Source organism: Streptomyces sp. NPDC002870, assembly GCF_042888505.1.
Taxonomy (GTDB): Bacteria; Actinomycetota; Actinomycetes; order Streptomycetales; family Streptomycetaceae; genus Streptomyces.
Map to the genome: position 1 here is coordinate 79,441 of NZ_JBIAPW010000003.1, position 23,193 is coordinate 102,633.

22 protein-coding genes and 1 pseudogene are annotated in these 23,193 nt (G+C 70.3%); 10 read left to right on the forward strand and 13 right to left on the reverse strand.

Annotated elements, in window-relative coordinates; translation table 11 throughout:
- Positions 1 to 102: 102 nt before the first annotated feature.
- Genes ACFYWY_RS04920 through pdhA form a run of 3 tightly spaced genes read right to left on the reverse strand, consistent with a single transcriptional unit; the run spans position 103 to position 3,679 of the window.
- Positions 103 to 1,542 carry a dihydrolipoamide acetyltransferase family protein gene (locus tag ACFYWY_RS04920; RefSeq protein WP_389179800.1) on the reverse strand — a complete coding sequence of 480 codons (1,440 nt, stop codon included), beginning with the start codon at positions 1,540 to 1,542 and terminating at the stop codon, positions 103 to 105.
- Positions 1,542 to 2,546 carry an alpha-ketoacid dehydrogenase subunit beta gene (locus ACFYWY_RS04925; RefSeq protein ID WP_389179803.1) on the reverse strand — a complete coding sequence of 335 codons (1,005 nt, stop codon included), beginning with the start codon at positions 2,544 to 2,546 and terminating at the stop codon, positions 1,542 to 1,544. The genes ACFYWY_RS04920 and ACFYWY_RS04925 overlap by 1 nt, the downstream gene beginning before the upstream one ends.
- Positions 2,543 to 3,679 carry a pyruvate dehydrogenase (acetyl-transferring) E1 component subunit alpha gene (gene pdhA / locus ACFYWY_RS04930; RefSeq protein WP_389180665.1) on the reverse strand — a complete coding sequence of 379 codons (1,137 nt, stop codon included), beginning with the start codon at positions 3,677 to 3,679 and terminating at the stop codon, positions 2,543 to 2,545. The genes ACFYWY_RS04925 and pdhA overlap by 4 nt, the downstream gene beginning before the upstream one ends.
- 204 nt (positions 3,680 to 3,883) lie before the next feature.
- On the opposite strand from pdhA, the gene ACFYWY_RS04935 reads away from it, so the two are divergent.
- Positions 3,884 to 4,414, forward strand: coding sequence for an Lrp/AsnC family transcriptional regulator (locus tag ACFYWY_RS04935; protein WP_389180668.1), 531 nt, complete (start codon positions 3,884 to 3,886; stop codon positions 4,412 to 4,414).
- Between the two features lie 31 nt (positions 4,415 to 4,445).
- On the opposite strand, the gene ACFYWY_RS04940 is transcribed toward ACFYWY_RS04935, so the two are convergent.
- Positions 4,446 to 5,039 carry a TetR/AcrR family transcriptional regulator gene (locus tag ACFYWY_RS04940; RefSeq protein WP_389179806.1) on the reverse strand — a complete coding sequence of 198 codons (594 nt, stop codon included), beginning with the start codon at positions 5,037 to 5,039 and terminating at the stop codon, positions 4,446 to 4,448.
- Positions 5,036 to 6,547 (reverse strand): 3-hydroxyacyl-CoA dehydrogenase, encoded by a 1,512-nt coding sequence (locus ACFYWY_RS04945; protein ID WP_389179809.1) that lies wholly within the window; start codon positions 6,545 to 6,547, stop codon positions 5,036 to 5,038. Before ACFYWY_RS04945 ends, ACFYWY_RS04940 begins: the two co-directional genes overlap by 4 nt.
- A 122-nt stretch (positions 6,548 to 6,669) precedes the next feature.
- On the opposite strand from ACFYWY_RS04945, the gene paaN reads away from it, so the two are divergent.
- Positions 6,670 to 8,346 carry a phenylacetic acid degradation protein PaaN gene (paaN, locus tag ACFYWY_RS04950; RefSeq protein WP_389179811.1) on the forward strand — a complete coding sequence of 559 codons (1,677 nt, stop codon included), beginning with the start codon at positions 6,670 to 6,672 and terminating at the stop codon, positions 8,344 to 8,346.
- Between the two features lie 87 nt (positions 8,347 to 8,433).
- Here paaN and ACFYWY_RS04955 read toward each other — a convergent pair.
- A pseudogene (locus tag ACFYWY_RS04955) lies at positions 8,434 to 8,721 on the reverse strand (TrmH family RNA methyltransferase); the annotation flags it as partial.
- Positions 8,694 to 9,491 (reverse strand): TrmH family RNA methyltransferase, encoded by a 798-nt coding sequence (locus tag ACFYWY_RS04960; protein ID WP_389179814.1) that lies wholly within the window; start codon positions 9,489 to 9,491, stop codon positions 8,694 to 8,696. The pseudogene ACFYWY_RS04955 and the gene ACFYWY_RS04960, both read right to left, overlap by 28 nt.
- Before the next feature lie 501 nt (positions 9,492 to 9,992).
- On the opposite strand from ACFYWY_RS04960, the gene ACFYWY_RS04965 reads away from it, so the two are divergent.
- The gene (locus ACFYWY_RS04965) at positions 9,993 to 11,765 is read left to right on the forward strand and encodes a serine/threonine-protein kinase (RefSeq protein WP_389179816.1); all 1,773 of its coding nucleotides are present in this window, start codon (positions 9,993 to 9,995) and stop codon (positions 11,763 to 11,765) included.
- Between the two features lie 128 nt (positions 11,766 to 11,893).
- Here the strand turns inward: ACFYWY_RS04965 and ACFYWY_RS04970 are convergent, their stop codons facing one another.
- Both ACFYWY_RS04970 and ACFYWY_RS04975 read right to left on the reverse strand, forming a co-directional pair.
- Entirely contained in the window at positions 11,894 to 13,141 is a 1,248-nt protein-coding gene (locus tag ACFYWY_RS04970; RefSeq protein ID WP_389179818.1) for an HTTM domain-containing protein, read from the reverse strand.
- The gene (locus tag ACFYWY_RS04975) at positions 13,138 to 14,067 is read right to left on the reverse strand and encodes a DUF5819 family protein (protein WP_389179821.1); all 930 of its coding nucleotides are present in this window, start codon (positions 14,065 to 14,067) and stop codon (positions 13,138 to 13,140) included. The genes ACFYWY_RS04970 and ACFYWY_RS04975 overlap by 4 nt, the downstream gene beginning before the upstream one ends.
- A gap of 113 nt (positions 14,068 to 14,180) precedes the next feature.
- Here ACFYWY_RS04975 and paaA point away from each other — a divergent pair, with 113 nt between their 5' ends.
- The 6 genes from paaA to ACFYWY_RS05005 all read left to right on the forward strand — a co-directional run bounded on the left by paaA (position 14,181) and on the right by ACFYWY_RS05005 (position 19,047).
- A complete protein-coding gene (gene paaA / locus ACFYWY_RS04980) occupies positions 14,181 to 15,146 on the forward strand; it encodes a 1,2-phenylacetyl-CoA epoxidase subunit PaaA (protein WP_389179824.1) in 966 nt (321 codons plus the stop codon).
- The gene (gene paaB, locus ACFYWY_RS04985) at positions 15,143 to 15,433 is read left to right on the forward strand and encodes a 1,2-phenylacetyl-CoA epoxidase subunit PaaB (protein ID WP_254372136.1); all 291 of its coding nucleotides are present in this window, start codon (positions 15,143 to 15,145) and stop codon (positions 15,431 to 15,433) included. The genes paaA and paaB overlap by 4 nt, the downstream gene beginning before the upstream one ends.
- Positions 15,430 to 16,146 carry a 1,2-phenylacetyl-CoA epoxidase subunit PaaC gene (gene paaC / locus ACFYWY_RS04990; RefSeq protein WP_389179829.1) on the forward strand — a complete coding sequence of 239 codons (717 nt, stop codon included), beginning with the start codon at positions 15,430 to 15,432 and terminating at the stop codon, positions 16,144 to 16,146. Before paaB ends, paaC begins: the two co-directional genes overlap by 4 nt.
- Complete coding sequence (gene paaD / locus ACFYWY_RS04995) at positions 16,140 to 16,697, forward strand: 1,2-phenylacetyl-CoA epoxidase subunit PaaD (protein ID WP_389179832.1); 558 nt, start codon at positions 16,140 to 16,142, stop codon at positions 16,695 to 16,697. Before paaC ends, paaD begins: the two co-directional genes overlap by 7 nt.
- Complete coding sequence (locus ACFYWY_RS05000) at positions 16,698 to 17,753, forward strand: 2Fe-2S iron-sulfur cluster-binding protein (protein WP_389179835.1); 1,056 nt, start codon at positions 16,698 to 16,700, stop codon at positions 17,751 to 17,753.
- Between the two features lie 124 nt (positions 17,754 to 17,877).
- Positions 17,878 to 19,047, forward strand: coding sequence for an acyl-CoA dehydrogenase family protein (locus ACFYWY_RS05005; RefSeq protein WP_389179838.1), 1,170 nt, complete (start codon positions 17,878 to 17,880; stop codon positions 19,045 to 19,047).
- 37 nt (positions 19,048 to 19,084) lie between these two features.
- Here the strand turns inward: ACFYWY_RS05005 and ACFYWY_RS05010 are convergent, their stop codons facing one another.
- The 4 genes from ACFYWY_RS05010 to ACFYWY_RS05025 form a co-directional block, all read right to left on the reverse strand.
- Positions 19,085 to 19,429 carry a rhodanese-like domain-containing protein gene (locus tag ACFYWY_RS05010; protein WP_389179841.1) on the reverse strand — a complete coding sequence of 115 codons (345 nt, stop codon included), beginning with the start codon at positions 19,427 to 19,429 and terminating at the stop codon, positions 19,085 to 19,087.
- Positions 19,430 to 19,524: 95 nt separating this feature from the next.
- Positions 19,525 to 20,358, reverse strand: a complete 834-nt coding sequence (locus ACFYWY_RS05015) for a J domain-containing protein (RefSeq protein WP_389179844.1) — start codon at positions 20,356 to 20,358, stop codon at positions 19,525 to 19,527.
- A 33-nt stretch (positions 20,359 to 20,391) separates the two neighbouring features.
- Entirely contained in the window at positions 20,392 to 21,879 is a 1,488-nt protein-coding gene (locus ACFYWY_RS05020; RefSeq protein WP_389179847.1) for a DUF2252 domain-containing protein, read from the reverse strand.
- Between the two features lie 171 nt (positions 21,880 to 22,050).
- Entirely contained in the window at positions 22,051 to 22,401 is a 351-nt protein-coding gene (locus ACFYWY_RS05025) for a winged helix-turn-helix transcriptional regulator (RefSeq protein WP_389179850.1), read from the reverse strand.
- 105 nt (positions 22,402 to 22,506) lie between these two features.
- Here ACFYWY_RS05025 and ACFYWY_RS05030 point away from each other — a divergent pair, with 105 nt between their 5' ends.
- Positions 22,507 to 23,118 (forward strand): FMN-dependent NADH-azoreductase, encoded by a 612-nt coding sequence (locus ACFYWY_RS05030; protein WP_389179853.1) that lies wholly within the window; start codon positions 22,507 to 22,509, stop codon positions 23,116 to 23,118.
- The last annotated feature ends 75 nt before the right edge of the window (positions 23,119 to 23,193 follow it).

Genomic DNA, 23,193 nt, shown 5'->3' on the forward strand with positions numbered 1-23,193 from the left:
GGCCGCGATCGCGTGGGCGGGGAGCCCCGAGTGGATCTCTCTCTTGCGCCGATCAGATCTCTGGTGCAGCCCTCTCTCGTGGGTTCTTCTTGTGCGCTCGCCCTACAGGCTGCGCAGCAGCACCGCCGGATGCTCCACGCAGTCGGCGACGTAGCGCAGGAATCCGCCCGCCGTGCCGCCGTCGCACACCCGGTGGTCGAAGGTCAGCGAGAGCTGTACGACCTGGCGGACGGCCAGTTCGCCCTGGTGCACCCACGGCTTCGGCACGATCCGGCCGACCCCGAGCATCGCCGCCTCCGGGTGGTTGATGATCGGCGTGGAGCCGTCGACGCCGAACACCCCGTAGTTGTTCAGGGTGAACGTCCCTCCCGTCAGATCCGCCGGAGTCAGCTTCCCCTGTCTGGCGGCCTCCGTCAGCCGTCCGAACTCCGCGCTCAGCGACTCGGCCGAGCGGCTGTGCGCGTCCCGTACGACGGGAACGACCAGGCCGCGCTCGGTCTGCGCCGCGAAACCGAGATGCACCTCGGGCAGGCGCACGATCTCCCTGGCGTCCATGTCCACCGTGGAGTTGAGCTCCGGGTGACGGGCGAGCGCCGCCGTGCAGATCCGGGCGAGCAGCGCCAGGAGCGAGACCTTCGGACCGCCCGCGGCGTTCATCGAGGCCCGCGCGGCCATCAGCTCGGTCGCGTCCGCGTCGACCCAGCAGGTGGCGTCCGGTATCTCACGCCGGCTGCGGGACAGCTTGTCGGCCACGGCCCCGCGTACGCCGCGCAGCGGTATCCGCTCACCGCGCGACGCGGCGGCGGCCGGGGCCGCGGCGACGACGTCTTCGGGCGCGGCAGGTGCCTCGACGGCCCGCATCGCGGACTCGACGTCGGCCCGCAGGATCAGGCCATCAGGCCCGGACCCCGTCAACTTGCGCAGATCGAGACCGTGTTCACGGGCCAGTCGCCGGACCAGCGGCGATATGACGGGCACCGGCCCGCCCTGGGGCATGTCCTCGACCGCCCCCGCGCGCACCGCCCGCCGCGCGGGCTCCGCAGCTGGGACCTCAGCACCAGCCCCAGCCTCAGTCGGGGCGGGTACCGCCGTCGGCGCAGCAGCAGCCGCAGCCGGGACGGCGGCGGGAACGGCAGGCCGGATCCGGCGACGGCGGGCGGCAGGCGCCCCCGTCCCATAGCCGACGAGAACGTTGCCGGACGACTCGTTCGAGGACCCCGACGAGCCCAAGGACCCCGCAGAGCCCGCGGCCGCGGAGGAGCCGGCACCGCCACCGTCCGAACCGGCCGACTCCAGCGCCCCCACCGCAACCGTCAACAGGGGTGCCCCGACCGGCAGTTCCGCGCCCTCCTCACCGAAGCGCGCGGTCACCACGCCTCCGTACGGGCACGGCACCTCCACCGTCGCCTTGGCCGTCTCGACCTCGACGACGGGCTGGTCGATCGCGACGACGTCGCCGACCGACACCAGCCAGCGCACGATCTCCGCCTCGGTCAGTCCCTCCCCGAGGTCCGGGAGCTTGAATTCGAGCACCTGAGCCATCAGCTCCCCGCCTCCCACTGCAGCCGCGCCACCGCGTCCAGCACGCGGTCCACTCCCGGCAGATGGTGCCGCTCCAGCATCGGCGGCGGATACGGAATGTCGAACCCGGCCACCCGCAGCACGGGCGCCTCAAGATGGTGGAAGCAGCGCTCCGTCACCCGCGCCGCGATCTCCCCGCCCGGCCCTCCGAAGCCCGTTGATTCATGGACGACGACCGCCCGTCCCGTACGCCGCACGGACGCGCAGACCGTCTCGTCGTCGAAGGGCACCAGCGAGCGCAGATCGACGACTTCCAGGTCCCAGCCCTCGGCCGCGGCGGCCTCCGCCGCCTCCATGCAGACCGGCACGGAAGGCCCGTATGTGATCAGCGTGGCACTGCGCCCCGGGCGCCTAACCACGGCCCGGCCTATCGGCTCGACCGCCGACGGCGCCTCCGGCGACCACTGCGCCTTCGACCAGTACAGCCGCTTCGGCTCCAGGAAGACCACCGGGTCGTCGGAGGCGATCGCGGCCCGCAGCAGCCCGTACGCGTCGTCGACCGTGGCCGGCGTGACGACATGGAGCCCCGGAGTCGCCATGTAGTACGCCTCTGACGAGTCGCTGTGGTGCTCCACACCGCCGATTCCGCCGCCGTACGGCACGCGCACGGTGATCGGCAGCGGCATCCCACCCCGCGTGCGGTTCCGCATCCGTGCAACATGGCTGATCAGCTGCTCGAACGCCGGATACGCGAAGGCGTCGAACTGCATCTCGACGACCGGCCGCAGCCCGTACATAGCCATGCCGACGGCCGTGCCGAGGATGCCCGCCTCGGCGAGCGGCGTGTCCGTACAGCGGTCCTCGCCGAACTCCTTGGCGAGGCCGTCCGTGACCCGGAAGACCCCTCCGAGCGCTCCGACGTCCTCCCCCAGCACGTGAACGGCCGGGTCCTCTGCCATCGCGTCGCGCATCGCGCGCTGCAAGGCCTGTGCCATGGATGCGGGCTTCACCGCGGCCGTGGTCATCGCGCCTCTCCCTCCGCTTCCAGCTCGGCCCGCAGCTGCGCCGCCTGCTCCCTGAGCTGACTGGTCTGCTCCGCGTAGACATGCGCGAACAGGTCCATCGGGTCGAGCACCGGGTCGGCGTTCATCCGCTCGCGCAGATCCGCGGCCATCGTCTCCGCCGCGTCTGCCGCCGCCCGCTTGCCGTCCTCGTCGAGCAGTCCTCGCTCCGTCAACTCCCGCTCCAGCAGCCGGATCGGATCGTGTGCACGCCAGGTCTCGACCTCGCCCTCGCCTCGGTAGCGCGTGGCGTCGTCGGCGTTCGTATGCGCGTCGATGCGGTACGTCACGGCCTCGATCAGCGTCGGGCCGCCACCGCGCCTGGCTCGCGCGACGGCCTCGCCGAGCACCTCGTGCACCGCGGCCGCGTCGTTACCGTCGACGAGCCGGCCCGGCATGCCGTACCCCACGGCCTTGTGGGCGAGCGACGGCGCGGAGGTCTGCTTGGCCAGTGGCACCGAGATCGCGAAGCCGTTGTTCTGCACGAGGAAGACGACCGGGGCCTGCCAGACCGCGGCGAAGTTCAGCGCCTCGTGGAAGTCGCCCTCGCTGGTTCCGCCGTCGCCGACCATGGCGAGCGCGACGACGTCGTCCCCCTTGAGCCTGGCGGCGTGCGCCAGGCCCACGGCGTGCGGCAGCTGGGTGGCGAGCGGGGTGCACAGCGGCGCTATGCGGTGCTCGCGAGGGTCGTAGCCGGTGTGCCAGTCGCCGCGCAGCAGGGTCAGGGCCTGCACGGGGTCGAGGCCGCGCACCACGGCCGCGAGGGTGTCGCGGTAGCTGGGAAAGAGCCAGTCCCGTTCCTCCAGCGCCAGCGCCGCCGCCACCTCGCACGCCTCCTGCCCGGTGCTCGACGGGTAGACGGCGAGCCGGCCCTGCTTGGTCAGGGCGGTGGCCTGGGCGTTGTACCTGCGGCCGCGTACCAGCTGCGCGTACAGCCTCAGCAGCAGCTCGGGGTCCGCCCCGGCTGCGGCGTCCGTGCCGAGCACGCGGTACGGCTCCGGGTCCGGGAGCAGTGGTGCGGGGTCGGTACGGGGCTTCCACGCCGGCGGCGGGGTGGGCCGGTAGGCGGCGGCACCGGGCAGCTCCTGGACCGTCATGCTGCTCTTTCTCAACGCGAGCACCTCCTCGTGGGAGCGACGACGAAGCGGCCCGAGTATGGCGCGCCTCCCCTACCGATTGTTCGGTCGTGGACGCATTTTGGCTACAGGCACCTTCAGCCTGTGGACAAACGGTTCTCCACAGCCTGGGATAGAGACAGGTCGTCCATGCTAGGAAGGCGGGGGGATATGGCAGCTGAACAAATGGCCGAGGGCGGGGACCGGGCTGAGCAGACACCTCCGCCGCGCCCGCTCGACGCCATCGACCGGGACATCCTGCGGATCCTGCAAACGGACGGTCGCGCCTCGATACGTTCCGTGTCCGAGCGGGTCCATGTGTCCCGCGCCAATGCCTACGCCCGGATCAACCGGCTCATCGACGACGGCGTGATCCGCGGTTTCAGTGCCCGTGTGAACCATGAACGCGCAGGTCAGGGTGCATCCGCCTACATCACGCTCAAGATCGTGCAGAACTCCTGGCGAACGGTGCGCGAGCAGCTGCAGGCGCTGCCCGGAGCCGCGCACATCGCGCTGGTCAGCGGCGATTTCGACGTACTGCTGCTGGTGCACACCTCGGACAACCGCACCCTGCGCGAGCTCGTCCTGACCAGGCTCCAGTCGATCCCGGAGGTGCTGTCCACCCGCACGCTGCTGGTGTTCGAGGAGACGGACCTCGACCCGGGGCCGGGGCTGGGGCAGGTCGTGGCGCCCTCTCCGGACGCCGAGCAGCTGTAGGAGCCCTGGCAGGGTGAGGAGACGGACAGACCTAGGAGTCCGTGCGCAGGCCGTCGAAGGCGAGCCGGACGACCGCCTCGGCGACCTGGTCGCCGTCGTAGCCGCCGCCCGGGTGCGGCCGGTACCACTCGACCAGGGAGTTCACCATGCCGAAGAGCAGCCGGGTGGCCAGCCGGATGTCCATGTCCGCGCGGAGATCACCGTCCGCCGCGGCTGCTTTCAGCAGGTCGGCGACCCGCTGGTCGAACTCCCGGCGCCGCTCCATGGCCCACCGCTCGGTCTTGGTGTTGCCCCGTACACGCAGCAGCAGCGTCACATAGGGCAGCTCGGCCATCAGCACCTCGACGGTGCGCCGGGTGACGTACTCGACCCGCTCGATGGCCCGCCCGCGGACGGCTCCCGGCTCGTCGAGGATCGCGAAGAGCGAGTCGAGAGCCCGGCTGACCGCGCGGCGCAGCAGCTCCTCCTTGCCCGCCACATGGTGGTAGATCGAGGACTTGGAGATGCCGGCCGCCTTGGAGAGATGCTCCATGGAGGTGCCGTCGTAGCCGCGGTCGTTGAAGATCCGTACGGCGACGGTCAGCAGTGTCTCAGGGGTGTACGTGTCGCGCTTGGCGGTGGTCATGAGGCGTCCTCCTGGGAGGTCGCGTACGACCACTGATGAAGCGCGAGGGACCGCGCGTAACGTCCGGTCGGCACACTCTCATGGAGATTGCCGAGCAGTTCCCACGCCCAGTCCCGCCCCAGGCTGTCGTTCCATTCGATGGGCCCCAGGGGGTAGCTGACCCCCAGACGCATCGCCGTGTCGATGTCCTCCTTGGTCGCGACCCCCTTGGCGACCGCGTCCAGTGCCAGGTCCACGAGCATCGCGACGGTACGCGCGACGATCATGCCCGGTACGTCACCGATGACACTGACCTGCTTGCCGAGCGCCTGGAAGAGGCCGGTCGCCTGCCCGAGCGTCGCGTCCCCGACGCCGTCGGCGGCGGACAGGGCGATCCGGGTCGCGGACCGGTAGTCGAGTGCCAGGTCGAAGTAGACGACATCGCGGAACTCGACGGATGTCTGGCCGTCGGCGAGGACCAGCTGACCGCCGCTGGGCAGCACCAGCCGCGTCCCCTTGTCCTCGTCCTTCTGCCGCACCTCGATGCCCGCTTCCCGGATCATCGCGATCAGCTCTCCGGCGGGCTCCAGATCACCCTCGACCACGACGTACTCGGGGGCGTTCGCCGGCTCCGCCGTGTGCGGTGCGGGCTTCGTCGCCCCTTCGGTGTACGGGAACCAGCCGTGGCCGGACTTCCGGCCCAGGCGGCGGGACTCGACGAGCCGGCGCTGCGCGAGGGAAGGGAGGAACTTGGGGCTGTGGAAGAAGGACTCCCAGACGGAACGCGTGACGGCCTCGTTTACGTCCTGGCCGATCAGATCTGTGAGCTCGAAGGGGCCCATTTTGAAGCCGCCGGATTCCCTGAGGACGGCGTCGATGGTGGCGGGATCGGTGCCGTGCTCCTCATACACCGCGAATGCCTCGGCGTAAAAGGGCCGGGCTATGCGGTTGACGATGAATCCGGGCAGGTCGGCGCAGCGCACCGGGGTCTTGCCCCAGGCCGCCGCCGTCGCCCACGCGCGCGTGGCAGTCGCCTCGTCGGTGGCGTGGCCGCTGACGACCTCGACCAGGGGGAGCAGGGGCGCCGGGTTGAAGAAGTGCAGCCCTACGAAACGGCCGGGGTGTCTCAAGGCGCCCGCGACGGCCGTGACGGAGAGGGAGGAGGTGTTGGTGGCGAGCAGGCAGTCGTCGGCGACGATCTCCTCCAGCGCCGTGAACAGCTCCTGCTTGACCGTCAGTCGCTCCAGGACCGCCTCGACGACGAGCGCTGCGTCGGCCAGCTCGGCGAGGTTCGCTGCCGGGTACAGACGGGTCCGTGCCGCGTCGCGCTCGGCGGCGTCCATCCGGCCCTTCTCGACCAGCCGGTCGAGGCGCGCGCCGATGGCGTCCGCGGCTTCGCCGGCTCGCCCGGGAACGGCGTCGTAGAGGCGTACGCCATGCCCTGCGGCGAGGGCCACCTGGGCGATGCCCTGCCCCATGGTGCCGGTGCCGACCACGGCGACAGTACGGCTCTGATCGATGGCGGTCATGGAGCGATCCTCCCCGATGAGTTATCCACAGGCTTGACAGGCCCCCTTGTACCGACCGATCGTTCGGTTACTCTAACTCTGTCATTCCTTCCCTGCCCAGCTCGACGAGGAGTTGGTCCTTCATGCAGCTGACCGAGACCCACCGGCCGACGCTCGACCAGGCCCTCGAAGTCATCCGCACACGCGCCTACTGGTCCCCGCATCCCGAGCACCCCAAGGCATACGGCGAGAGCGCGCCGGCCGACGGACTCGCGGCGTTCGAGGCCCTCCGCGACACCCGCTTCGAGCTGAACCAGCCCGGCACGGACGGCTGGACGGGCGCCGAAATCTCTCCGTACGGCCCGGAGTTGGGCATCGAGTATCCCCACCCCGACATCGACGTCCTGCTGCCCGCGATGCGCGCGGGCATGGCCGCCTGGCGCGAGGCCGGTCCGGAGACTCGGGCCCTGGTCTGCCTGGAGATCCTTTCGAGGATCAGCGCCCGCACCCATGAATTCGCGCACGCGGTGATGCACACCAGCGGGCAGGCCTTCATGATGGCGTTCCAGGCGGGCGGCCCGCACGCCCAGGACCGCGGCCTGGAGGCCGTGGCGTATGCCTACGAGGAGCAGACCCGCACGCCCGCGGCCGCCGACTGGTCCAAGCCGCAGGGCAAGCGCGACCCCCTGGAGCTGCGGAAGACCTTCACCACAGCGGGACGCGGGATCTCCCTGCTGATCGGCTGCAACACCTTCCCCACGTGGAACGGCTACCCGGGGATGTTCGCCTCCCTGGCCACCGGCAACCCTGTGCTGGTCAAGCCGCACCCCCGCGCGGTGCTGCCCCTCGCGCTCACGGTGCGGGTCGCCCGCGAGGTGCTGGCAGAGGCGGGCTTCGACCCGAACCTGGTCTGCCTGGCCGCCGAGCGACCGGGCGAGGGCATCGCCAAGACCCTGGCGGTTCGCCCAGAGATCAAGATCATCGACTACACGGGGTCCACCGGCTTCGGCGACTGGCTGGAGGCCAACGCCCGCCAGGCGCAGGTTTACACCGAGAAGGCCGGCGTCAACACCGTCGTCGTCGACTCCACCGACAACTACAAGGGGATGCTGTCCAACCTGGCCTTCTCGCTGTCCCTGTACAGCGGCCAGATGTGCACCACCCCGCAGAACCTCCTCATCCCCAGGGACGGCATCACGACGGACGCCGGCCCCAAGTCGTACGACGAGGTGGTCACCGACCTCGCGGCCTCTGTGGGCGGCCTGCTCGGCGACGACGCCCGGGCAAACGCCCTGCTGGGCGCGCTGGTCAACCCCGATGTGAAGGCGCGCCTGGACGGTGCCGCCGGGCTGGGCGAAGTGGCCCTGCCCTCTCGGAAGATCGCCAACCCGGAATTCCCGGATGCTGTCGTTCGTACGCCAGTGATCGTCAAGCTCGACGGCGCGCGGAAATTCTGGGATGGGGCCGACGCCGAGGCGGCCTATCTGTCGGAGTGCTTCGGCCCGGTGTCCTTCGCCGTCGCCGTGGACTCGACGGCGGACGGGCTGGAGCTGCTGCGGCGTACGGTCCGCGACAAGGGCGCGATGACGGTCGGCGCGTACACCACGTCGTCGGACACGGAGCGCGCGATCGAGGACGTCTGTCTGGACGAGTCGGCGCAGCTCTCCCTGAACCTGACGGGCGGGGTGTACGTCAACCAGACGGCGGCGTTCTCCGACTTCCATGGCTCGGGCGGCAACCCGGCGGCGAATGCCGCGCTGTGCGACGGGGCGTTCGTCTCGAACCGCTTCCGGGTGGTGGAGGTCCGCCGCCAGGCGTGAGACCTCGGCGATCTGCGCGTGTGTGCCGACGGCGAGGACCATGCTGTCGGCACGCACGCGGGGTCCGCCCGACGGCCGCGCTGTCGCTTACGGGCGCGGGATTTCCGCGTGCCGCTGCACCCACGCGTGGCCGCCGCCGCGCCTGCGTTGATCGAGCGCGTCGAGCCGAACTGCGCGATCGAGCACACCATCGTCGCGTGCTTACGCGCCTCCTCCGTCAACCCGGGGCCCCTCCTGCCCGAAGAGCAGTACGCAGCGCCGCGGCAGCGCGGTCCGCTCCAGCGGCACGGCCCCCGGCAGGTTGTCGATGCGGATGACCGGCAGATCCTCCGCCGCCGCCCACGCGGTCAGCGAGGCCGTGCCCGGGCTCCGTCGTCCTGGGCGTCTGGTCCCTGTAGCGGGCCTCCCCAGTGGAACAGAGCCATGGCCACGCTGGTGGCAAGGTTGTAGCTCGACACCTGTGGCCGCATGGGAAGCGCCAGCAGCTTGGTTGCCTGGCCCCGGAGCTCGGGCGAGACCCCGTGCCGCTCAGAGCCGAACACAAGCAGCGCGTCACCAGGGATGGCGACAGACCTGATGTCCTCCCCCTCCGGGTCCAGGACATACATCGGTCCCGGCGGAAGATCACTGGAGGGGAGCCGTTCGACGGCGGTGGCGTAGTGAAGACCCGCGCCCGCCCTCACCACGTTGGGATGCCACGGGTCCATGTCGCCGGTCGTGACCACGCCTGTGACGCCAAAACCGGCAGCAAGACGAACCACGGCCCCGACATTCCCAAGATTGCGCGGGTTGTCCAGGACGACGATCGGTGACGTCCGTGGCAGCCTGCCCAACTCCGCCAAGTTCGTCTGGCGGCTCCGCCTGGTGGCCAGAGCGGCCACCTGTGTGGGGTGAATCCTCGGCACCAGTTCCCGCAGGGTCTGTACTGGCACCTGTACGACAAGATCCCTGATGCGGTCCGTGACGTCGTCGGCAAGCGAAGCAGCGAGCGCCAGGGCAGCCTCCTTGCTGGCCGCGACTGCGACTCGTACGTCCGCCCCGAACCGAAGCGCGTGCTTCAGCGCATGGAAGCCGTCGAGCAGCACAGCATCAGGCGGGGCCTCACTCCACTGCCGTACAGCCCTCGTGGCATCGTCATCGCTCATCGCCTCAGGCTACGGTGCCGAACAGCCGCTCTCCCGCATCGCATAGCGCCCTGGAGGCCTGCTTTGGGGTGGCCTATGTCCGGCCTGCATCGCGTCGGCTGATGACTGACTCTGCGGCTGCGAGGGTGAGGTGCCATGGGTACGCGTCCGGTCGGCCTTGACCCGGCTCGTTGGGAACAAACCCGCCCTCCCCGTAGAACACGTGAACGCCCATGGCGCGCAGGGCGGCAATGCTCTGGTCGAACTGCGCGTGTTGCACGTATGCGGCGTTGACGCAGGGCATGGTGATCACGGGCTTGGACGGCGGAAGTTAGCACCCGGCTCTTACATCTGTCGCCAGCCGAGACGCACGGCCAGGGACCGCCGTGCCCGCCATGGGCGACAACCCTGATGGGCAGCCACATACCTGCGCACGGCCGCCGCCTTCCCCTCACGCCCCTGCCTCTACCCTTGAGGACTTCGGATTGATGGTTCACGAACAACCATGGAACGGAGCGTGCGGTGACCGCGGGGGAAGCGCATGGCGGAGAGCTGACGGGCAAGGTACTCGGCGGGCGTTACCGGGTGACCTCCATGATCGGGCGCGGCGGCATGGGAGTGGTCGCCCGGGCGGTGGACGAACTCCTGAACCGAGAGGTCGCCGTCAAGGTCCTGCGGGCTTTCACCGACACCTCCGCAGCCGAACTGGCCGACGTGCGGACCCGGATGCAGCGGGAAGCGCAGGCCGCCGCCCGTATCCGGCACAGCGGCGTGGTCACCGTGCACGACGTGACCGAGGAGCAGGGCCTCCCGGTCATCGTCATGGAACTCGTCGACGGGCCCTCGCTCGACGACGTGCTGATGGAGCGCGGCACACTGGAGCCGCACGAAGTCGCCGCGATCGGCGCCAAGCTGATGGACGCGCTCGACGCCGCGCACCGGGCCGGCGTACTCCACCGGGACGTCAAGCCGGGAAACGTGCTGATCGAGCACGGCGGCAGGGTCGTGCTCACCGATTTCGGCATCGCCAGCATGGAAGCCTCCGGCGACGACGCCATGGCCAAGCTGACCCAGAGCGGTCAACTCGTCGGTTCCCTCGACTATTTGCCGCCGGAGCGCGCGCAGGGCAGGGAGCCCGGTCCCGCGTCGGACATCTGGTCGCTCGGCATGACCCTCTACGCGGCCGTGGAGGGCACTCCGCCGTTCCGCCGCACGTCCGCGTGGTCCACCCTTTCGGCGATCGTCACCGAGCCCCTGCCGGAGCCCCGCCGGGCGGGACCGCTCACGCCGGTGCTCCAGGCGCTGATGGCGAAGGAGCCGGAGAACCGGCCCACCGCGGAACAGGCGCGCGGCATGCTAGAGCGCGTCGCCTCGGGCGGGACGGTGCACCTCGCATCCGCCGCTCCGACGCCGACACCCGCTCCCGCTCCCGCTCCCGCTCCCGCTCCCACAGTGGGTCCCGGGGCTGCGGCCGCCGCCGCACCGGCCCCCGCGTTCGGTCCCCCGCTGTTCCCCCAGCCCGCCCCACAGCCTGAGCCTCCGCACGCCGGCTACGCGCAGCCCGACCTGCCGCCGACGCTGCCGCAGCACGGCGCGCCGGTCGCGGGCCACGCCGGAGTCCCCGCTCCCGAGACGAGCCGGACGGCAGCCCATCGCGCACGGCGCCGCAGCAACCGCACCGTCGTCGCGGCAGCGGCCGCCGTCGTGCTCCTCGCCGCAGGTGCCGGCATCACCTACGCCCTGACGTCCCAACAGGGCGGCACGACCACGGACGGCGCACAGGCGACGCCGCCCGGCGTCGGCTTCCCCACGGACAGCCTTTGGTCGACCGGGGGCAGCACCCCCTCGTCCGCCGGTTCTCCCGGCACGTCCTCGAAGCCGTCGACCTCGGAGGAGCCGGACGGTCACGAGGACGAGGAGCTGGGCCCCACGAAGAAGCCCGGCGTCGAAGGCGACAAGCCGACCGAGAGCCCGTCGGCCTCCCCAGAGACCAAGCCCAGCCCGACGGTGAAGGAGCCCACCCCGGTGTCGACGGCCTGCACCGGCTGGGGCCACGAGAACCGCAGCGACGGCTACGGCTACCTGGCCGAGACGTCCCACCTCTACACCGGGCCGTACGCGGAATGTCAGTACGTGACCGTGGTCAAGACCGGTGTGAAGCTCTACTACCACTGCTACATCACCAACGCCTACGGCAACAAGTGGATCTACGCCCGTATCGATGGGACGAACACCGAAGGCTGGGCCCACAGCACCAAACTCACCAAGGAGAGCGGCACCCTGCCCCGCTGCTAGGCGTTCCCAACCAGTGCTGATAGGGGCGCAAGCCGCCACCGGTAGCCCCGCGACGGCCCGGGACCGCTTCAGAGGCGGTACCTCGGGGCTGTAGGCGTCGTTGTACTGAATCGGTTCTTCGGTGGTGCTCACCCGACGAGCGACCGGGGCTTGTCCGGGCTGTCCCGCCGCTGCTCCAGCCGCCCCGCGACGTCCGCGCGCGAGAACAGCCGGTCCCGCCCGCGCGCCACCCCCCCACCGAGCCAGACCAGGAAGGCGGTGGGCAGGAAGACCGCGTCCGCGGCGATCATCGCGAGTGAGAAGAAGGGCAGCCCGAGCAGTACGGCGATGGCCGCGTGCTCCAGCATCATGGCGACCAGCAGGACGTTCTTGACGCGCCGGTTGAAGAGCGTGAACGGGAAGGCGACCTGCACGATGACCGTGCCGTACGTCAGCGCCATCACCATCACGCCGCCGGAGGCGAGGAGGTCGGAGAGGGCCGGCCAGGGCGTGAAGTAATCGAGCTTGAGCGGGTAGTAGAGCGCGGTGCCGTCCTGCCAGCGGGAACCCTGGATCTTGTACCAGCCTGCGGTGGCGTAGATCAGACAGACCTCGGCCATGATCACGACGAGAGCGGCATTGTGGGCAAGGTTGGCGACAACGTCCAGCAGGGTGCGCAGCTCGCTCTTCGGCGCGTATCGGCTCACCATCCACCACAGCCCGAGCCCCACCCAGAGGACGCCGACGAGCAGCATGATGAGCCAGCCGGTCCGGTTCAGGAATGTGGCGGTGACCAGGGCAAGTCCCAGAACCGCCCAGAGCAGGGGGCCGACGCGGTCGCGGGGCGGCCGCCCCGGCACTCCCTGCGCGCCCTGCCCCGGCACTCCCTGCGCGTCCGGTACGGCCGCCACCGCCGCCGCTCGCGCCGCGCGCCGTGCGTCCAGGGACCAGACCTGCCCGCAGCGCGTCAGGACCAGATAGATCGCCATCAGATGGATGACGTTGTCGCCGCCGTCGCCCATGAAGATGGAGCGATTCTGCAGCGAGAGCACGCCGACCATGAAAAGCACGGACATGGTGCGGGTACGCCAGCCAAGTATCAGCAGAACGCTGGACAGCACGGCGACCCCGTACGCGACCTCGAACCAGAAAGTGGTGTCCGACCACATGAGTGCCGTGAAGGCGTCATTGCCCGCTATGAGCTGCCGCGCCATGTCCCAGCTCCACGGACCGTTGGGGCCGTACATCTCATGGCGATTGGGCAGCTCACGCAGCAGGAAGAGCAGCCAGGTGGCGGCGAAGCCGATCCGGACGACGGCGCTCTGGTACGGGCCGAGAGCCGTGGAGGTGATGTGCTGGAGAGCGCGTGCGACCCGGCGGTCGGCGGTCTCGCTCACGTGCCTGCCTCCGTCCGGCCGTTGCTGACACCTTCGGGAAGATCCGCGGCGGTGACCGTCCACCAGGGCAGGACCCGGTAGGCGGGGCGGGTGTCGATCTTCTCCTCGCTCCACTCGGGGGCCTTGACCGAGCGGGTCGAGGACCTGAGCTGGATGCGCTCGACGGGGCCGCCCAGGTCGTGCGCGTCGAGGCGCATCATCACGATCCTGCGGACATAGCTCTCGGAGAGCTGGCCACGCACTCCGCTCGCACGGTTCTCGTTGTCGTGGGAGTTGACGTAGAAGTCCCACGCCCGGCGCAGCTCGTTCTGCTGGACATGGCTGGGGAGGAGATTGCCGCGGATCGCCTCACCGTCCTCGGCGGTGAGGTCGATCCAGTCGGTGGTCTTACGGCCGGCGTCGGTGGCCGTGTACTCGACCTTCACCTGCACGGCGACGTTCTGCTGGAGCGGGTTGGGTGCGAAGAGCTTCCAGTTCTGCTCGAACTCGGGGTAGACCCAGCCGTCGACCGCCTTGCCGTACTCCTTGGTGACGGTGTTGGACGGGGCGACGTGCAGAAACACCATGGCCAGGTGGAGGCAGGCCAGTGCGCCGATGATCGCGAGCGAGACGGCGGCGGCGACCTGGTAGGGGAGGGAGAGCGCCGCCATGCCGTGGACGGGGGCGGGCTCGGAGGCTGCGGGCTCAGGGGCGTCGGGAGGGGCGACCGGCGGAAACTGCTGCCTGAGCTCCTGCCCCTGCTGGTGCTGGTGCTGGAACTCGGACTCGAGCGCGGGTTCGAATTCAGGCTGGGATTCAGGTCGGGATTCAGGTCGGGATTCAGGTCGGGATTCGGGCTGCGTACGGGCCTTGGGGACGCGGCCGGGCCGCGGCTCGGAGCTCAGGCCCCTGGCGCCGTTGACGTCCTCGTCCTCGTAGGAGTCCATCCCGCCCCGATCTCCATCGGTCCACCTCAGTTATCCACAGGGTTGACACCCTACGGGCCGTCGACTCACCATTGAAGTCAATGAACCGAACGATCGGTCGGTAGGGGGCCCGGATGACGGCAGTGACTGCGGATACGTACGAGGCGGTTTTCGACGCCGCCGTGGCCGCGGACGAGCGCATCGAGCCGCGCGACTGGATGCCCGATGCCTACCGGGCCACGCTCGTCCGCCAAATGGCGCAGCACGCCCACTCCGAGATCATCGGCATGCAGCCGGAGGCGAACTGGATCACGCGGGCGCCCTCGCTGCGGCGCAAGGCGATCCTGATGGCCAAGGTCCAGGACGAGGCGGGGCACGGGCTGTATCTGTACAGCGCCGCCGAGACCCTGGGCACGAGCCGCGAGGAGCTGCTCGACAAGCTCCACGCCGGCCGCCAGAGGTACTCATCGATCTTCAACTACCCGACGCTGACCTGGGCCGATGTCGGCGCGATCGGCTGGCTGGTGGACGGCGCGGCAATCACCAACCAGGTGCCGCTCTGCCGCTGCTCCTACGGTCCGTATGCCCGCGCGATGGTCCGGATCTGCAAGGAGGAGTCCTTCCACCAGCGCCAGGGGTACGAGCTGCTGCTCACCCTCTCCCGGGGGAGGGCCGCCCAGCACGAGATGGCGCAGGACGCGGTGAACCGCTGGTGGTGGCCGTCGCTGATGATGTTCGGCCCGCCGGACGACGAGTCGGCACACTCCGCGCAGTCCATGGCCTGGAAGATCAAGCGGCACTCCAATGACGAGCTGCGCCAGCGCTTCGTGGACATCTGCGTCCCGCAGGCCGAAGCCCTCGGGCTCACCCTCCCGGACCCCGATCTGCGGTGGAACGAGCAGCGGGGCCACCACGACTTCGGTGCGATCGACTGGGCCGAGTTCCATGACGTCCTCAAGGGCAACGGCCCCTGCAACGAACAGCGGATCACGCAGCGCCGCCAGGCCCACGAAGAGGGCGCCTGGGTCCGGGAAGCGGCCGCGGCGTACGCCACGAAACACCAAGCACAGCACGCGAAGCCCGGGGAGGCGACGGCATGAGCAGCTCGACCGACTGGCCGCTGTGGGAGGTCTTCGTGCGCTCGCGCCGCGGGCTGTCCCACACCCACGCGGGAAGCCTGCACGCCCCGGACGCGGAGATGGCCCTGCGCAACGCCCGCGACCTGTACACCCGGCGGAACGAAGGCGTGTCGATCTGGGTGGTCCCCTCCACGGCGATCACCGCGTCCTCGCCCGACGAGAAGGACTCGTTCTTCGAGCCGGCCGGTGACAAGCCCTACCGTCACCCGACCTTCTACGAGATCCCGGAAGGGGTGAAGCACCTGTGACCGCGACGGCCAATGCCGCGGCGCTCGCCCTCGGCGACGATGCGTTGGTGCTCTCGCACCGGCTGGGGGAGTGGGCGGGCTACGCGCCCGTCCTGGAGGAGGAGGTCGCCCTCGCGAATATCGCGCTGGACCTGCTGGGGCAGGCGCGGGTGCTGCTCTCCCTCGTCGGGGACGAGGACGAGCTGGCGTATCTGCGCGAGGAGCGGGCGTTCCGCAATCTCCAGCTGGTGGAGCAGCCGAACGGCGACTTCGCCCACACCATCGCACGCCAGCTCTACTTCTCCCTCTACCAGCGACTGCTGTACGGGCAGCTGACCGCGGGGAACAGCGAGTTCGCCGCGCTCGCGGCCAAGGCGGTCAAGGAGGTGGCGTACCACCAGGACCACGCCGAGCACTGGACCGAGCGCCTCGGCGATGGCACGGCCGAGAGCCATGAGCGGATGCAGCGGGCGTGCGACGTGCTGTGGCGGTTCACCGGCGAGATGTTCCAGCCGGTCGAAGGGCTGGACGTCGACTGGCAGGCGCTGGAGGCCAGTTGGCTTCAGGCCGTCACGGCCGTCCTGGAGCGGGCGACGCTGACCGTGCCCGACGGGCCGCGGGCCGGCGGCTGGGCGGCGGGCGCGGGACGGCAGGGTCTGCACACCGAGTCCTTCGGGCGGATGCTGGCGGAGATGCAGCATCTGCACCGCAGCCACCCGGGGGCGTCATGGTGACCGACGTGACCCACGGGACCGACGTGACCGACGTGACCGACGTGACCGACGTGACCGACGGGACCGAGACGCGGCTGGAGGCGGAGCTGCGCAGGCTCGCCGGCTCCGTGCCCGACCCTGAGCTGCCGGTGCTGACGCTGGAGGAGCTCGGCGTGCTGCGCGGGGTTCAGATCCTCGCGCCCGGCAGGGTCGAGGTGGAGCTGACCCCGACCTACACCGGCTGCCCCGCGATCGAGGCCATGACCTCGGACATCGAGCAGATCCTGCACGACCACGGAATACCGGACGTCTCGGTCGTCAAGGTCCTCTCCCCGGCCTGGTCGACGGACGACATCAGCGCGGAAGGACGGCGCAAGCTCGCCGAGTTCGGGATAGCCCCGCCCCGTCCGCACGCGGCGGAGGGGCCGGTGCCGCTCACGCTCTCCGTACGCTGCCCGAACTGCGGCTCCGCCGATACCGAGCTGCTGAGCAGGTTCTCCTCCACCGCTTGCAAGGCACTGCGCCGCTGCGTCAGCTGCCGCGAACCCTTCGACCACTTCAAGGAGTTGTAGATGTTCCATCCGCTCCGGGTCAGCGAGGTCGAACAGCTCACGGACGACTCGGTGGCCGTCACCTTCGAGGTGCCGCCCGAGCTGCGCGAGTCCTTCCGCCACACCCCCGGCCAGCACCTGGCACTGCGCCGGCTGGTGGAAGGCGAGGAGATCCGCCGTACGTACTCGATCTGCGCCCCGGCCGCCTCGGCCAACGGTGATCCGATACTGCGCGTGGGCATCCGGCTGGTCGACGGCGGCGAGTTCTCGACGTTCGCGCTCAAGGAGCTCGGCGTCGGCGACACCGTCGAGGTGATGCCACCGATGGGCCGCTTCCTCCTCGCCCCGCGGCCCGGGTACTTCGCGGCGGTCGTAGGCGGCAGCGGCATCACCCCGGTGCTGTCGATGGCGGCGACGCTGCTGGCGCGAGAGCCGGAGGCTCGGTTCTGTCTGATACGAAGCGACCGAACCGCGGCGTCGACGATGTTCCTGGACGACGTCGCCGACCTCAAGGACCGCTTCCCTGACCGTCTTCAGCTGGTCACCGTGCTCTCCCGGGAGGAACAGCAGTCGGGGCTGCCGTCCGGACGGCTGGACCAGGAGCGCCTGACCGGGCTGCTGCCCGCTCTGCTTCCGGTGGCCGACGTGGACGGCTGGTTCCTGTGTGGCCCCTTCGGCCTGGTCCAGGGGGCCGAGCGCGCGCTGCGCGGGCTCGGGGTGGACCGAAGCCGTATCCACGAGGAGATCTTCCACGTCGACGACGGCTCGACGGCCCGCCCGGCGGCGGCGACCGCGCCGGCCCACGCCGAGCTGACCGCGACCCTGGACGGGCGCTCCGGCAAGTGGCCGGTGCGGGAGGGCGAGTCGCTGCTGGAGACCGTGCTGCGGAGCCGCTCCGACGCGCCGTACGCGTGCAAGGGCGGAGTCTGCGGTACCTGCCGGGCCTTCCTGGTCTCGGGCGAGGTGCGCATGGACCGCAACTTCGCGCTGGAGGCGGAGGAGACCGAGGCGGGCTATGTGCTGGCCTGCCAGTCCCATCCGGCCACACCGGAAGTGGAGTTGGACTTCGACCGCTGAGCGGACGCCGGGGTCGCTCCGCCCACGCTGTGTTCTTTTTACAGAACCTGCTCTATCTTGACGGTCCGTCAGATATGGATTCGGGCAGCATTCAGGACAGCACGGTGCGTGGGAGGACAGGGCAGTGGACTTCACCTTCACCGAGGAGCAGCAGGCGGCGGTCGAGGCCGCGAAGGCGGTCTTCTCGGGCGTCGCGCCCGACGGAGTGCCGAGCCCCGCGCTCACCCCGGGCGCGGTGGCCGAGGAGTTCGACCGGCCGCTGTGGGCCAGGCTCGCGGACTGCGATCTGCTGAGCCTGGTCCTGTCGCCACAGCACGGCGGAGCAGGCCTCGATCCCATCGCGCTCTGCCTGGTGCTGCGCGAGTCCGCGAAGGTGCTGGCGCGGGTGCCTCTGCTGGAGACGAGCGCGGTCGCCATGGCCGTGGAGCGTTACGGCAGCGCCGAGTTGAGCGACGAAATCCTGCCCCGCGTGGGCCGCGGCGAACTGGCGCTCACCGTCGGGGCCAACGGCCGCACCGGCCACGACCCCGCCGAGCTCGCCGTCGCCGCGCGCCCTGACCCCGCGCACAGGGACGGGGAGGGGGCAGGCTGGGTGCTCGACGGCGTGCAGACGGGCGTGCCCTGGGCGCAGTCCGCGGACCGGATCGCCGTACCGGCGCACACCGGGGACGGCCGGGCCGTGTTCGCCCTGATCCCCCGGGACCGTGAAGGGATCACGCTCGGCGAGCAGATCTCCACCAGCGGCGAGCGGTTCGCCGAGGTCGGCCTCGACTCCGTGCGGATCGACAGCCGCGACTTGATCGACGCCGACGGCGCCTGGGAGTGGCTGCGCCAGCTCCTGGCCACCGGGACCTGTGCACTGGCTCTAGGGCTCGGCGAGGGCGTGCTCACGATGACCAGCGAGTACACCGGAAAACGCGAGCAGTTCGGCTTCCCAGTCGCGACATTCCAGGCGGTCGCCGTCCAGGCCGCCGACCGCTATATCGATCTGCGCGCGATGGAAGCGACCCTCTGGCAGGCGGCTTGGCGGCTGACCCCGGCGCGGGGGAGCACGGGAGTCGGCGGCCCGCTGCCGGTGTCCGGCGATGTCGCGGTGGCGAAGATCTGGGCCTCGGAGGGCGTACGCCGCGTCGTCCAGACCGCGCAGCATCTCCATGGCGGCTTCGGCGCAGACACCGATTATCCGCTGCACCGCTACCACGCCTGGGCCAAGCAGCTCGAGCTCTCACTCGGCCCGGCCGCGGCCCATCAGGAGGCCCTGGGCGACCTGCTGGCCGCCCACCCCCTCGGCTAACGGCTCGGCAGCCACTCCGAGCCGCGGGCCCCGAGCCTCAGAGGACGAACGCCGGGTTGTCGGTGTCGGTGACCATCGGACGGCCGGCGCCGTCCCAGGCGAGCATGCCGCCTTCGATGTTCACCGCGTCGATGCCCTGCTGCACCAGGTACTGGGTGACCTGCGCGGACCGCCCGCCGACCCGGCACATCACATACGCCCGGCCCCCGTCGGCCAGGGCCTCGGTCACCTCACCGAAGCGGGCCACGAAGTCGCTCATCGGGACATGCAGTGCGCCCTTGACATGCCCGGCGGCCCACTCGTCGTCCTCCCGGACGTCCAGTACCAGGCCATCGGACGGTACTGCCGAGGCGTCCACCGAGGGCAGCGGGGCGAAATTCATGGATCCTGCCTTCTCTCATGCATCGGGCACATCTCGCACATACAGAAAATCTAGAACATACGCGGCGGGTTCTCGGGTCTGAGACCTCAGGAAACCTACTGCACCAGTCCGGACAGTTCCTTCTCACGCTCGGCGACCTGCGCGAGCAGCTGCTCGGCGATCTCCTCCAGCAGCCGGTCGGGGTCCTCGGGCGCCATCTTCAGCATCGCGCCGATCGCGCTCTCCTCCAGCTCCTGCGCGACCGCGGTCAGCAGCTCCTTGCGCTGCGACAGCCACTCGAGCCGGGCGTAGAGCTCCTCGCTCTCGCTGAGCGGCTGCTCTGCGGGCACAGGCCCGGCCGCCCACTCCTCGGCCAGCTCCCGCAGACGCGCCGCGTCGCCGAGCCCGTACGCGGCGTTCACGCGCGTGATGAACTCGTCGCGCCGTGCCCGCTCCTCCTCGTCCTGGGCCAGGTCCGGGTGCGCCTTGCGGGCCAGCTCGCGGTAGAGCTTGCGAGCCTCCTCGCTGGGACGCACCCGCTTCGGCGCCCGCACGGGCTGCTCGTTGAGCATCGCGGCGGCCTCGGGGGAGAGGCCCTCGGAGTCCATCCAGTCGTGGAACAGCTCCTCGACACCGGGCATCGGCATCACCATCGCCCGCGCCTCCTGCGCCTTGCGCAGATCCTCCGGGTCGCCGCTACGAGCGGCCCGGGCCTCCGCGATCTGCGCGTCCAGCTCGTCCAGGCGCGCGTACATCGGGCCGAGCTTCTGGTGGTGCAGCCGGGAGAAGTTCTCCACCTCCACCCGGAACGTCTCCAGCGCGATCTCGAACTCGATCAGCGCCTGCTCGGCCGCGCGCACCGCCTTCTCCAGCCGGGCCTCGGGCCGTGGCTGCGCGTCCTGCTCTTCGTCGTTCCGGGTCGTCGGCCCGCCGGATGCATCCTGGGTCACCCGCCCACCCTACGGGCGCGACGAAGCCCCCCGTCACACCCCCAGCTCAGCGGCTATCCGCCCACTCTTGATCGCCGCCAGCAGCTCCGCATGATCCGCTTCCGTACGGTCCGCATACGTCATGGCGAAGCCGGCCACCGCCTCGTCCAGCTCCTCGTTCTTGCCGCAGTACCCGGCGAGCAGTCGCGGGTCGGCACTGTGCGCATGCGCCCGGGCCAGCAGCGCGCCGGTCATCCGCCCGTAGTCGTCGACCTCGTCGGGTGCGAGCGCCGTCGGGTCCACGCTTCCCTTGCGGTTCCTGAACTGCCGTACCTGGAAAGGCCGTCCGTCGACGGTCGTCCAGCCGAGCAGAATGTCGCTGACCACCTGCATCCGCTTCTGGCCGAGCACCACCCGGTGCCCCTCGTGGTCCGCCTCCGCCACCTGGAACCCGGCGGCCGGCAGATAGGGCAGCAGGGCCGAGGCTCGCGCCTCCTTCGCCTGAAGCACCAGTGCCTCGCCCCGATGGTCGAGCAGCAGCACCACATAGGACCGCGTGCCGACGCTGCCTGTCCCCACCACCCGGAAAGCCACATCGTGGATCGCGTACCGCGCGAGCAGCGGCCGCCGGTCTTCCGACACCGTGTGCAGATACCCCTCGAGCGACGAGGCGACGGCCGCCGCCTCCGCGTCCGGCACTCGCCGCAGCACCGGCGGCGCGTCCACGAAGCGCCGTCCCCCGTCGCCACACTCCTCCGTCGCCTTGGCGGCGAAACGCGCACTGGTGTTGTTACGGGCCTTCTCCGAGACCCGCTCCAGCGTGCCGAGCAGATCGCGCGCGTCCGTGTGGGAAACGAGCTCCTCATCGGCGATGGCGTTCCACGCGTCCAGCGCGGGCAGCCTGGCCAGCAGCCGCATGGTGCGCCGGTACGCGCCCACCGCGTCGAACGCGGCCGCCCGGCAGACGGTTTCATCCGCGCCCGCCACCCGCCCGGCCAGTACGAGCGAGACGGCGAGCCGCTTGACGTCCCATTCCCACGGGCCGACGACGGTCTCGTCGAAGTCGTTCAGGTCGATGACGAGGCGGCCGCGCACATCGCCGTACAGCCCGAAGTTCGCCGCGTGCGCATCGCCGCAGATCTGCGCGCTCACCCCGGTGACCGGAGTGCCCACGAGGTCGTGGGCCATCAATCCCGCCGAGCCGCGCAGAAACGCGAAGGGCGAGGCGGCCATGCGGCCCACCCGTATCGGCGTGAGCTCGGGCACCCGGCCGCGGCTGGACTCCTCGACGGCCTCGACCGCGTCGGGCCGCCCCACCGCCAGCACAAGCGAGTCGTGCGAGGCCCGCGGCACCCGCTCTCGCAGCGCCTTCCCGGCCTCCTTCGGCGACCGGGCGTCCTCCGCAGGGCCGTGCGCTTCCTGACCCGGACGCCGTGCGAAGCCCGGCACCAGCGGGATGCGCTCCCCGCCCGTCGCTCCTGTCCCTGGCCCTGTCCCTGGCCCGACCTGCTGCACCGGCATCACCGTCTCAACCTCGCTCATGACGCGCTGCCTCCCCCGTCGTCGTACCGACTTCAACATCAACTGTCAACGACCGTACCGCCGCTGCCCGACAGCCGTCTCCCCCTGTGGATAACGTCGCGCAACTCCGCGGCCGGCATGGATCAAGCGCCCACACCCGGCCCCGAGCCTCCGCCCGAGCCGGTAGCCCTGCTAACAGGAGCCCGACTCACCCTTCGCCAGATGCGTATCGGCCCACAGCGCCAGTTCCTTGAGAGCGGGCTCCATCGCCGCCCCGGCCTCGGTCAGCCGGTACGCGACCCGCAACGGCGGCCCCTCGTCGACCTCTCGCACGACCAGCCCCGCCGCCCCCAGCTCGGTCAGCCGGTCCGAGAGCATGCGCTCGCTGATGCCCGGAATGGCCCGCCGCAGCTCCGCGAAATGCACCGCGCGCTGCATCAGCACCGAGACGATCGGCCCGGTCCAGCGCTTGCCGAGCAGCTCGAAGACGCGCGTGATGCCCCCATCGACCCTCTTGCACGCCTCTTCGCTGTGTTCCGCCATGCCTCCAGAGTACTGCGCCATCTCAATGAGCTTACAAAAAATAAGTACCTATGCTATGTATAGGTGCATACGAAATTTCATCACGCCCCTCTGATGGAGAACCTCATGGCCACACTGCTGCACATCGACTCCGCCGTCTTCCCCCAGGGCTCGGCCTCCCGCGAAATCACGGCCTCCTTCGTCCAGGCCTGGCAGGAGCAGCATCCCGAAGGCGCGGTCGTCTACCGCGACCTCGCCGCCACACCTCTGCCCCACCTGGACTTCGCCGCCGTTTCCGCGGGGATAGAGAATGCGCTGCGCGCCGAGCTCGCTTCCGAACTCGAGGCGGCTGATGCCGTTGTGATCGGCGCACCGATGTACAACTTCACGATCCCGTCCACCCTCAAGGCATGGCTGGACCAGGTGATCGTCGTCGGCCACAACGCGGGCCCCGACGGCCCGGTTGCCGGCACCCCGGTCACGGTCGTCGCCAGCCGCGGCGGTTCGTACGCTCCAGGCACCCCGCGCGAGGACTACGAGTTCGTCCAGAACTACCTGGAGAAGGTGCTGACCGGCATGCTCGGCGCCGAGGTCGACTTCATCGTCCCCGAGCTGACGTTGGCGCGCTCCAAGCCCGAGATGGCGGAGCTGATTCCGCTCGCCGACGCCTCCCGTGCCAAGGCGCTGGACGAGGCGGCCCAGAAGGGCAAGGCCCTGGCTGCCCGCCTCGTCGCCTGAGTACAGGCGCCGCGCGCACAGCGCATGCACACGCGAACGCCCGCGGAGGGTTCGCCTCCGCGGGCGTTTCACGTG